We start from the raw sequence: 11,547 nt of genomic DNA on the forward strand, positions 1-11,547 counted from the left end.
GTAGCCATAAGTGCCGCACCGGTGCTGTCCACAGTGCCGCACCTGTGGCTTGCCGATTACCCGTCGCGCAAGGCGCCCCAGACCGGACGCTTACCGGTTTCGAGCACGATTCCACAGAACGGGTTCAACGCTCCCACGTACGTACCACCACATCAACTCGCTACGGAAGTAATCTTCACACCGCGGTAGAGCTTGCAAGCTCAAGCCCACGGCCTTGTTGGCCTGAGCCGCTGAAGAAATCGTGCGAAGATATAGAGCATTTTGAGCCTTTGGATAATGGTTGTGGTGGTCGTGCTACGAAAGGCGGCCTAGGGCATAGTGAACGGTGATCGAGTACCCTAGCACGCTTATTCACGATTGCAGGAGATCAGTGTCGCACTTACCGTCCCGCTTATGGCCCTCTTTTCTATAGAAGGGTTTGAGGGTGCCGTGAAGCGGAGCACTGGCGCAGCGGAGGCGAGTTCAGCCCCGCCTGAATGCTAAGCAGTGGGCAATCGTTAGCTACAGGGAAAATTGGCTGAGGAGGTCCGCAGGACTGACAGCAAACTTAGCATCGATAACACTTCGGTAAGCGTCCGGTGAACGGTTTTGCTCAGGCGGCGCGGTAGTCCCGGGGCAGGAGTTCGTCGATCCTGTGGTTTGGGTGGTCGCCCATGCGGTTGATAGTATCGCGTGGCCATGCCTCAAGATCAATGCCGTTGAGCTTGGCGATCTCGATGAGGCTGTAGATAGCGGCGGCACGTTCGCCGCCTTTGTCCGAGCCGGCGAACAGCCAGTTTTTACGGCCGAGAGCGACGCCGCGTAGCGCGCGCTCGGCAGCATTGTTGTCGATCTCGAGCCGGCCATCGTCGAGATAGCGGCCGAGCGCGTGCCGTCTCGAGAGGGCGTAGCGGACAGCGATCGCCAGGTCAGACTTGCGCGACAGCTTTGGCAGCGTCGCCTCGAGCCAGGCGCGCAAAGCCTGCAGGAGCGGTCCGGCACGCGCCTGCCGTTCAGACCTTCGTCGCTCGGGCGGCGCTCCGCGAATGTCATCTTCGACGGCATAGAGTGCAGCGACCCTGTCGAGTGCCTCGCGCGCGACTGCAGAGCCGTTGGCGGCGTTGATGTCGAAGAACTTGCGCCGGACGTGCGCCATGCAGGCCACCTCAGCAATGCGGTTCCCGTAAAGCTTGTTGAACCCGGCATAGCCATCGGCATGGACATGACCGACAAAGCCGCTGAGATGCGCGACAGGGCGCTCGCCCTTGCGATCCGGCGCATATCGAAACAGCGCGGCAGGCGACGCGGTGCCACCGTGGCCGCGCTCGTCGCGGACATAGACCCACAGCCGCCCGGTTCTCGTACGTCCAGCGCCAGGCGCGAGCACCGGGACCAGTGTATCATCAGCGTGCAGCGTGTCGCCCGCCCGTCACATGGCGAGCGAGCGCATCAACGAGGGGCTCGAGCAGCGAAGCCGAGCGCCCGACCCAGTCCGCCATGGTCGAGCGAGCCAGATCGACGCCTTCTCGCGCGTAGATCTCCGACTGGCGGTAGAGTGGCAGATGGTCGGCATATTTGGCGACGAGGATATGGGCGAGGAGCCCGGCTCCAGGCTTACCGCGCCCGACCGGCATACTGGGCAGCGGCGCCTGGACGATCCGGTTGCACGCGCGGCAGCCGAGCTTGGGCCGGACGTGGCGGATGACGCGGAACGAGGCGGGCACATAATCGAATTGCTCGGGGATATCATCACTGATCCGGCGCATCGGGCCGCCGCAGTCCGGGCAGATGCAGGCCGGTTGATGCAGAATCCCCTCACGCGGTAGATGATTGGGCAATGGCTGGCGGACGGGCTTGCCGACCTCGGCGCGAGGCGATGTGACCCGAGAGGCTGCAGCCTCCGCCTCGACCTCTTCGAGCGCGAGCTCCAGTTGCTCGATCTCGCGTGTGATCTTCTCCGACGAGCTGCCAAACTGCATCCGGCGCAGCCGCGCCAACTGGATCTTGACCCGCTCGGCGATGAGCTTGTGGGCGTTGCGATCGGCGTCGACCTCGACCAGCAGCGCCTTCAGAAAGGCGACATCGTCGGGCAGCGATGCGACATCGATCGACATAGCCAATCATAGCATCTGGCGCTCCACAAAGCACGCAAAACCGCCAAAGAACTGCTCTCGTCTACCAGGCACACTCCGGCTCGGCGCTTCGTTTCTGCGCGCCAGTCGACGCCTTCGAGCAGCATCGAGAGCTGCGCCGGCGTCAGCACCGCCACGCCGATGGCGGTGGTCGGCCAGGTGAAGCACCCGCGCTCGAGCCGCTTGGCGTGGAGCACCATGCCCTGACCGTCCCACCACAGAAGCTTGATCAGATCGCCGCGCTTGCCGCGGAACGCGAATACCGCACCGGAGAACGGATCCTTGTGGAGGACGCTCTGGGCCATGGCGGCGAGACCATCGAAGCCCTTGCGCATATCCGTGATGCCGGCTGCCAGAAGAACCCGCCCCCCTGCGGGCGGGCCGATCATCGGCCGAGCGCGTCCAGTACGAGCCGCAGCGTCGCGCGATCGACCGGCGATATTGTCTGCACCCGATGGCCAGCTGCGGCTATCACCTCGATCGAGCCTGCCGGCAGCGACGGCGGCGATCCCGCGGGTGCTGTCAGTCCGACGCGAACTGCTCTCCACATGATGCACTTGGGTCTTTGAAGCGCAGAGCCTAACTGTCGAGGATCTGCCACTCAGCCAAGGCAGCTGAGCGGCGTCCCTTGTGAGTCTCACGATCAATGAGGCGGCGTTCCACGCTAAAGTGATTGTGGATGTTGGCGTGAACAGAGGCCAACTTTTTGAGGGCTTCATCTGCCTGAGCCGCAACATCGCCTGCTCTCGTCGCCGGAACGGCAGATGGCTGTTCTCCAGCCTGTTATTGGCCCAACGGTCGATCTCCTGCTTACCTGGGCTGCCAAGCTCGTTCATTGCTGCTCCGTACGAGCGCAGCCCGTCGGTGGTGATTGCCTCTGGCGAGCCGTGGCGCTTAAGCGCCTTCTTCATGAAGCTAAGCGCGGCCTGCTTGTCGCGGGTCTTGGTAACAAAGCTCTCCAGGATCTCACCTTCTTGGTCGGCCGCGCGCCACAGATACACCATCTCACCGTTCAGCTTCACGTGCATCTCGTCCAAGTGCCAGCGCCAGTGACGAAAGCCCCGCGTGCGGCTCACCCGCTTGCGCCGGACTTCACCTGCGATCAGCGGACCGCACCTGTTCCACCATAGCCGCACCGTCTCGTGGCAGACGTCAATCGTACGCTCGAACAACAGGTCTTCGACGTTCCGCAAGCTAAGAGGAAAGCGCACGTACATCAGCACCCCCTCCGGATCACCTTGGGCGACGAGTTGAAGTGGCGAAACGGGCTAATGGGCTTACGTAGGCGAGGCATAGAACCGCTGTACCCTGCCCTGCTTACCAGCAGGTGCACTTGGTTTGACAAGGCCCCGCCAGCCATGTCCGGAACATTCAGTAAGGCCGCACCAGCGAAACGCTACTGATCCTAATAGCGCCGTTCTGACACAGCCCCAAGGGGCAGTATGGGATCATGGTTGATGGCGTGTTAACCGCGTGCGACTCGCACATTACAGAATGTAACAACCTTGCGAGTGTGAGGGCCGTGTTCATGAAGAAGATTTTTGCCTACGTCACTACTGCAGCCGCATTGTCGTTCTGTGGCACAGCCAATGCCGCCACTTTCACCCCGGACAACTGCAAGCCTGGTGACATCCACTTCTGCGTGAACGGAGATGCTCAAGCACCCGGCGTGGACAACTACATCACGGGTTTCTTCACAAACACCTTCTCGGGGAAAGCTACGAAGATCAACGATACCTACTCGTTCATAATCGACAAGAATGGTGTAGGTAGCGGTGGCGTTCAAACTTCATTCTCGAGCAAGAACACGCAGCTTGTCATCGAGGATCTTATCATCAACGGCAACTCGTACGCTAAATCGCTGATGAAGACGGCGGCGGGCACTTCAGCTGAAATTAGCGGCATCAACATTATAAGTGGCGCCCTAAACACCATCCAAGTCATCGGCAGCTTCAAGCCCTTAGCTAAGGGAGCGCAGGCGAACTACACGGGCAACTTGACCTTCACAGCGGCGGTGCCGGAAGCCTCTACGTGGGCCATGATGATCATGGGCATTGGTTTCGTTGGCTTTGCCATGCGTCGCAAAACCGCTCAAGTCATGAGCCTTAATCTAGCCTGACTGGGTGAGAAGGGGCCGCTTCGATCTGCGGCCCCTGCTACTCTAAACGGCCCCTCAGAGCGGAACAAGCTTAATCGCGCGGCCAGCGAATACGTGAGAGCTGAAGATACGACCTCAGCCCGGCCGACATTTTCCTTGCCACTTCGGTCGGCAAACAGATGCGGTGCGGCTGGGTTGGTCCTGCTTGCCCCACGGAGCTGCGACCGAGTGAGCTCAGGTGAGCTAGCCGCGAACGAGTACGCGCATTTGTCCAAAGAGGCGGACACTACCACCAGCGTCGACCGATACCGTGTCGCACGTGAGGCTGCAGCAGCCTTCTTGGCCGAACGCAATGGCAACGAATACGAGTTCTGGCTTACCCGAGCGAAGAACGACTGCTCCGAAGCCGCGCGCTTATAGCGCCAGCATCCTTTACTTCGTAGCGAGGGCCGCACGTCCGAGCGAGCGGCCCTTACTCTCAGCAGCCCGACAGAACGACGCAGGCCTTGTCATACGTGGGGCCGCAAGCAGCAACCTGAAAATCGAACGCCGCGCTGTGGCGCTTCTGGTCCGCCGCCCGGCCGTTCGCGTACGCACTCTGCGCCCGCGTGAAGTCGGCCTTGACAACACCGCGCGTGCCGGGTTCGGCGTTCCAAGTATCGATGAGGGTCTGCATGCGGGCCTGGAGAGCCGGCAGTTCGCGGCTCGGCTCGGCTACGGGCGCGGAGTTCGGCTCGGTGGCCATCGCCAGGACGGGCAAGATCCAGCTGCCAAACACGGCAAACAGCGACAGGGCAAGGTTAAGCTTCTTCATGGTACTTCTTCGTGGTTGATGGGCTGACGAGCCGGTCTGCCGTCGGTCGAGGGTTATGGGCGACGAACGCATACCAATCGATCGCCATGCCGTTCCCGGCTGTCTGCGCTTGGCCGATGGTGTTGGACGAGGCGGTGCGGCAGATGGTGCAAGCAGGGAGGCCGGCATCATCATTCGAGATCGTGCCCATCGAGGTGACTGTGTTCAGCCCCGCCGCCGTCACGGTCAGCATGAAGGTGTCGTTCTGTTCGACCGCCGGTTACCATCTTGCTGGTCTCACCAGGCGCAAATGTGCCGCTTCCGCTCGGGAGGGTGCCACCGAAGTCCGCCGCGTCTGCCGGGTTGGCGCCGCTGCCGGGCACCGCCCACGAGAACGAAGACGATGCCGTGGAGCCGTCGCGATTGACGGTGAGGGTCCTCGCGCTGATCTCGCCGTCGTGGCAGCGCTTGCACGCTGGCTCCTAGTTTTTGCGATACCAGAAGAACTTCTGATCACCACTTAGTGGGATGCAGTGGTTGACCACGATTGCCGGTACCACCCTTCCCTTGGCCTCGCACCGGATGCACGCCGAGTTGGCTGCAAGAAAGGCGAGGCGCACCTTCTGCCACTTGCTGCCGCAGCCGCGCTCACTGGATCAGCGTTTGTCCTTGCGCCAGCTGGGCTCGGGCATGCTCTGCCCTCCGATGGCGAGGGTAGCAGGTCTCGAACCTGCACCTCTGGTTTTGCATACCAGCGCTCTACCCAGTTGAGCTACGCCGACAGTATAAGTCTCTGATAACGCAGCGACAGCAATGGACTGGCATTAAACTCTTAACTTCATTGCGAAGCTCGCAGACTTGAGTCATAGTCTCGGTGCGAATCGAAAGAATCGTAAGTGCCCATTCAAACTAAGCGGCAGCGCCTTGGTATCCCCCGAGGTGGTGCGGTTTCTTCAAATCGTTCCGCGTCGAGTTGACCTTTAGGTCACGTCAGTGGAGCAGACACTCGGACTCGAACCGAGATCATCAGCTTGGAAGGCTGAGTCCCTCCTCTTGAACGATAGTGGCGGGACTGGGAAGCTGTGTGGTAAGCTCAACTTAACCGCGTAACGTCATGCACAAGAAAGACTCTCTCCCTATATAATCGGACAGGAGAGAGCCTCATGCGCTACGCATCAAACCTGCAACACGCCGAAAGATTCGACGCTCACGAACCCAGCGTCGGCACCGCTGACGAGATTAGATCACACCTTTTACAAGCCGAGCCCGGAAGCGCTCACGCCCGCCACCTTCAACAGCTTCTGTTCGAAGCTTATGCGAGAACGGCAGCCAATGAGAAGCTATCTGGAGCTAAGCGGATAGCTATCATCGTTGGCAGCTCGGCGGCACTCTGGATTGCTATTTTGGCCGGCGTTCTAACGATCGTTTGACAACCTTGCTTTGGCCATTTGCCGAAATGTAGCTCTACCAGCTTATCTAGACCTACATCGACGAATGTACGGCACCGCACGATGAACAACCGTTCATCTGCGGTGCTCGTCGTTGTAGACCTTCAATGCGACCCGAAGGACTCGTGAGAGTCTGGACAACTAAGCGGCGGCGTTCCTTGCGATCCCGAGGCACCGCCGTTCTTTTCCATGCGCGAACCAGTATGTGCGGCACCGCACAGCGAATAACCATAACGAACAATCATTCGCCAGCGCTGCATACCGTATATAGTTGCGGTGCGACCCGAGGAACATTCGGCAAATCCTGACAACCAAGCGGCGCCTCCACTTACCCCCGGGCTCGCGGTTTCCTTAACAAGATGACCCGATCACAATCATCGGCAATGACAATGCGCTGAGATGCCGGCATCGATCCGTGACGCGTTTGAGGTGACTAACCGAATTGCGTCGCACACCGCGAGAAGCGAAGCCTTGATCGCGGGTGGTGACGAGGGTTGCTACGCCCAAGTGCAAGGCCGGCTATGTCTCAAGTCTCAACAGTAAGCGCGCCCAGCATACCGCCGAGATCGATCACAAGGGTGCCCTTCTTTTTGCTCTCGAGGACCTTGGCAGTGAGCCCCTGGAAGTCTGGGCCGTCGACACGAACGGTCTGCCCCAGCACTTAGAAGCGTGCTGCGTTCAAGAGACAGCTGACCTCGCTTATCGGACGGGTCTACGCTGATCATCCATGGAGATCGCCTAGAGCCTCACTGGTTAGCCGTTGCTAAGCTAGCACCTTTGAACTCGATCCTGAATGCGATGAATGCCGCCGGTCGGCGGTTCTTAATGGCGTGCAAGCCTTCTGACTCTACCCTTACTGTCTGAAATTCTCTGAACAAAGACACATCAAACCGCTTTGCCTCGACCGGCTTTCCGTTGTTCAACTTGTAGGTGATGTAAGTAATCGGCTGGCCGTGGCTGGCAGGAAGTCGCACACGGCGCGCTGCGCTATCAAACCCGCTTCCGAGAGCCGCGCCGAGCGGCTACTGGCGAGCAAGCCGGGCGAATACATGCTTGCCGATCCGATGCTTGATACGGTCGGGTTCGCTAGCGGGCTGCGAGTTGCGGCACTCTCTGCCTGCAATGAAGCTAATGCTGCGCGCGAAGCTTGCTGATGGCACTCGGGCGATTGAGCGGTTGACGGGCAGCATAGGGCTTGCTGACCTCACACGTCGTGCCCTCGTCGCCTCTGGCGCTGTCCCAGGCACCCAAGACTGGACGATCGCGCTTGCGGCTGCAAACGAAGGCGCGCGTGGGGTGGTTGCAAAAAAATCGGCCAGCGTGAACCGCCGCCGTGACTCGTGCCGCGCCGCTGGCCTCGCTAGAACGGCCCGGCATTCGTCCGCGCGACTGGCTTGAGGCAGCGCGCGAAGAAAAGGAAGTGCCGGTGCTCGTCATGCTGGAGGACGGATTAGACAAGGCGTCTATGCCAGATTAAACCGGGTCGAGAGAGCGGAAAAAAGATGAACTTTCGCTATAGTTTCGCTGTTTCACTCGGCGGATTTAATGGTGGTTGCGGCCCAGGTCGTGGCGGCACATGCAAACGGCAGGTTTCGCGTAAGCGTTTAATCGAGCAAACGCCTCTGTAAGGCGTAAGTTGGTTGTGAGTTGCCCACCCGCGCGGCTCTGCAGTGAAACAGTTGCGGCCTTTCAGTGGTTCATCTGGATCGAAAGCAGCCAGCAAGCGGTGTGTGACGGGCCGGCCTGCACCGCTCTGTTTACCTAAGATTATCGTCTACCAGCTAACATCTGTGTAGTTCTCTCAGGATTTGCGCAATGCGAGCCGTCGCCCGTATCATTAACGGATTGCATCCGTGCAGCCGCACAATCGCGTTCGCCTTTGTGCTGATCTGCTCCTTATTGGCGAGCGTAGAGGTTGCGCATGCCGGCTGCATGGAGGCTCCTACACAAGAACTGCGCCAGTTGTCTGAGTTGGCAGGTCAAGACCCAGGTGCAGTGCTGGCAAGAACCGCAAGGGACACTCCGGCTTCGTTGGGGGCTATGCGGTACGGCTGGCGACAGGCTGCGCGTGCTGAAGCCTTTGACACTTTGTCGCGGCCTGCGGACGCAAGACGAGCGGCGCTGCGCCTGCTTGAAGACGGAATGGTCTTGCACGATGCGCTTCGTGTTGAACTACTCACTCGCTTTGCAATCAATGGCTTCAACAAAGATGAGATCGACAGTGCGGTTGCGCTGGTTGAGCGGGCTCGGCGAGGCGCAATGAGGGGATCCGCCGCAGACGCATGTCTACAGATTGCGCTCGGTGAGATGCAGCGGATGCGCGGTGCTCCGGAGCGCGCCGTCGTCTACTTAGCCGACGCGTATCGGGCGACTTCCGATCGGCCTCTCAACCCGCAGCACATCATAGCGACCGAGAAGCTCGCGCGCGTGGTGGACTGGGCAGGAGATCATCTGCAGGCCATTTCTCTGATCGGCGAAGTTATCGATTGGGATCAGGCGCGCCAACGCAAGCTGGCGCTATCGACCGACTACTACTTTCGTGGAGTGTTCAATCTAGGTCGCGGTGAGTTTCAGACGGCTCTGGCTGACTTCAACCGTTCGCGCGCGCTTGCGCCTGCAGGCGTTGATCCGGTCGGCTCTGCGTTCCTCGATCTCCAGACTTGCTCGGCGCTCATTGAGCTGCGAGCCCTCGATGGCGCGAGGGCGGCGTGCCAGCGAGCCGAGGAGGCATTCGGCCGCTATGGCGAGCTCGCACAGGCGCAAGCACGCCTGCTTCTCGCGCGCATCTCCAATCTGACCGGTGAGCACAAGAAGGCGCTCGATCTTCTGAACGGTCTGCTTGCCAATGCGGACGCTCTCTCCGCCTCGAGCTCCGCACCTGAGGCGTATCGGCTGCGATCAGACGTGAACCAACGGCTCCGGAGGACGGTAGCGGCCTATCGCGATCTCGACATCTATGTGCGCGGCATTGAGCGACAACGCGCTTCCGAACAGATGAAGCAAAACGCCGTGCTACGCGCCAGGCTGGACGCGGACCGAGCGGCGGCGCGCAACGAGGAACTGCGACAGAAACTTGACCTTTCTGCCACAAGGGAGCGTGAACGCGCCAAGCGCGAGTCCATCTTGGTCGGGGCGGCAGTCATCGGCCTGCTGCTTATCCTCACAATCCTGGGCATGAGTGTCTACCATCGGCGTAAGCTGACAAGGATCGCGAACACAGACCCGTTGACCGGCTTGTTGAACCGGCGCTTCGTCAGCGAGCATGAGAGGCTCCTTGTGTCCACTCACACCAAGACCGGAGACTCGCTGGCCCTAGCGATCGTTGACATAGATCATTTCAAGGCCATCAACGACACGTACGGACACGATGGCGGCGACCAGGTGCTGGTTGCCTTTGCCGACGTCGCCCGCGGTGCTCTGCGGAAGGACGACGTGATCGCGCGCTGGGGCGGCGAGGAGTTCCTGGTCATCTTCCCGCGCGCATCCGTGGCCGAGGCCGTCGGTGCGCTGTTCAGGGTTAAGAATGCACTGGCCGCCGGGGTGAGCACCGCTGGAGGTGTTGTACCTGTGAAGTTCAGCGTGGGCATCGTCTGCTGCAGGACGGCCGAACGTTTGCACACGCTAGTACAGCGGGCTGACGAAGCGCTCTATCGCGCAAAGGCAGGCGGCCGAGACCGCATCGAGATAGCCGAGCTGTGCTCACTGCCGATTACTGCGAACGACACACTCCTACTCGCCGACGACCGTCGGATCGGAGCGGCGGCGACTTAGCGCAAAGGCAGTTCTTCGCACGGGGATTTCCCGCCTGGCCAAGGTAGGTGTTGTCGAACCAACCGCATTAGGCGCGATGTAGTCGAGATCCAGCCCCGCTTGCCTGCTCATCAGCAGGCAAACAGCAACGCATTCTAGAACAAGCCGAGCAGATTCGCAGGACTAACAGCAGAAGCTCAATGCACGGCGCGCTCTGAGAAACTTGTTAGCGCCTTGTCTTCAGCGGCTGTGCATTAGATTTGACAAAGCCGGCTCATCGCCGACGTGTGACTACCACGGCCACAGCAGAACGGCAGTCGCCATGACCGAAGCAATTCAAATGATCACTTCCTCACTCCATTCGATCGTTTCGCTGCGCTGCAGCGCCTCCGCCGACACGACTGCCCTCCCGTTGATGGAACTCCGCGTCCATTTCGTCGGATTTAAGCGGAAGATGTTAATACGGTGCTACCATTGCCCAAGCATAGCAACAGGAGCAACCCGCTTCCGAGCCGTCATAGATGACGCATCGTCGACCAGGCCTGCCGATGTGCGGAATTCATAGGCCCCACTGTGTTCCACGATTACCAGCTGCCCTCCAGCAGCGCCCGATGCGAACTTGCCTGCTGCGATGTTCCCAATTTGTCGCCTGACCTCTTACAGACAGCGGGTTGGCGGCTCACTTCGAGGCATCGCCCGCTGACGTTCGACGGCCCGGGTATAGCCTGGAGCCGTACATGCCTGAAGAGCTCTTACCCACCGCGCAGCATGGTCACGACGCTCGAACTCACCACAGAGACGGGTCTGCCCGCTCGACCAGAAGCGCACGTCTCGTTCGACTTGCCGCAACTGCGTTTGGCGAACGATTATGTAAGAGCCCGGTAAAGGTACGCTTAACCCAGACGGCGTCTGACATCCCCTCGATCGTCGTAGCAAGCGGCATCGACGATGGTGCATCTGTCTTTCCAAGGCCTTCATCAGAGTCCGCAGTGAGCAAAGCTCGTCAACTACTGCTTGCTCATCGAGGCTCGCACGCTCGCGCATGCTCATCACGTCTTCGTATAGCAAATTAACCCTTTGCTGTTGGTCTTATCTGCAGGTGAGAGTAAGCAGATGGTCGCGACGATTAGCTGTGCGGCTTAGGCGATCGTCCAAGGCAAAGGACGAAAGACGCCGCAAGCAAGATCACTGCGCAAGTGACCGTGAAAACATCGTAGGCAGCTGAGATACCATATAGAAGAAATGCTGGTGCGGTCTCGATAGCTCGTAACAAGGTTGGCGAATACATCGGCTTGTGCGAGGCTTGTGGTGTTCCGCTGAGGCGCGATAGCAAAGGTAGATGGCGTA

Annotated in this window: 7 protein-coding genes and 2 pseudogenes; 4 read left to right on the top strand and 5 right to left on the bottom strand. The window is 59.9% G+C overall.

Going from position 1 to position 11,547, the window contains the following annotated elements:
• Window positions 1–592: 592 nt before the first annotated feature.
• From tnpC to HNO88_RS23205, 3 genes and pseudogenes are all read right to left on the bottom strand, one after another.
• Window positions 593–2,093, bottom strand: a pseudogene (gene tnpC / locus HNO88_RS21130) (IS66 family transposase).
• Window positions 2,048–2,500, bottom strand: a complete 453-nt coding sequence (gene tnpB, locus HNO88_RS23200; protein WP_184250643.1) for an IS66 family insertion sequence element accessory protein TnpB — start codon at window positions 2,498–2,500, stop codon at window positions 2,048–2,050. The pseudogene tnpC and the gene tnpB overlap by 46 nt, the downstream one beginning before the upstream one ends.
• Window positions 2,501–2,690: 190 nt before the next feature.
• Window positions 2,691–3,405 (bottom strand): annotated as a pseudogene (locus HNO88_RS23205) (IS6 family transposase).
• A 234-nt stretch (window positions 3,406–3,639) separates the two neighbouring features.
• Here HNO88_RS23205 and HNO88_RS21145 point away from each other — a divergent pair.
• A complete protein-coding gene (locus HNO88_RS21145; RefSeq protein ID WP_184250646.1) occupies window positions 3,640–4,230 on the top strand; it encodes an FxDxF family PEP-CTERM protein in 591 nt (196 codons plus the stop codon).
• 457 nt (window positions 4,231–4,687) lie between these two features.
• On the opposite strand, the gene HNO88_RS21150 is transcribed toward HNO88_RS21145, so the two are convergent.
• Window positions 4,688–5,023 carry a hypothetical protein gene (locus HNO88_RS21150; RefSeq protein WP_184250648.1) on the bottom strand — a complete coding sequence of 112 codons (336 nt, stop codon included), beginning with the start codon at window positions 5,021–5,023 and terminating at the stop codon, window positions 4,688–4,690.
• Window positions 5,010–5,255: a hypothetical protein gene (locus HNO88_RS21155; protein WP_184250651.1), complete on the bottom strand. Its 246-nt coding sequence runs from the start codon at window positions 5,253–5,255 to the stop codon at window positions 5,010–5,012. Before HNO88_RS21155 ends, HNO88_RS21150 begins: the two co-directional genes overlap by 14 nt.
• A 910-nt stretch (window positions 5,256–6,165) precedes the next feature.
• On the opposite strand from HNO88_RS21155, the gene HNO88_RS21160 reads away from it, so the two are divergent.
• The 3 genes from HNO88_RS21160 to HNO88_RS21170 all read left to right on the top strand — a co-directional run bounded on the left by HNO88_RS21160 (window position 6,166) and on the right by HNO88_RS21170 (window position 10,221).
• Entirely contained in the window at window positions 6,166–6,432 is a 267-nt protein-coding gene (locus HNO88_RS21160; protein WP_184250654.1) for a hypothetical protein, read from the top strand.
• Between the two features lie 1,351 nt (window positions 6,433–7,783).
• On the top strand, window positions 7,784–7,927 hold the full coding sequence (locus tag HNO88_RS21165; protein WP_184250657.1) for a hypothetical protein: 144 nt from the start codon (window positions 7,784–7,786) through the stop codon (window positions 7,925–7,927).
• Between the two features lie 338 nt (window positions 7,928–8,265).
• Entirely contained in the window at window positions 8,266–10,221 is a 1,956-nt protein-coding gene (locus tag HNO88_RS21170; protein ID WP_184250661.1) for a GGDEF domain-containing protein, read from the top strand.
• Window positions 10,222–11,547 lie beyond the last annotated feature (1,326 nt).

Origin of the sequence: Novosphingobium chloroacetimidivorans, from assembly GCF_014204535.1 — a bacterium.
Classification (GTDB): Bacteria; Pseudomonadota; Alphaproteobacteria; order Sphingomonadales; family Sphingomonadaceae; genus Novosphingobium; species Novosphingobium chloroacetimidivorans.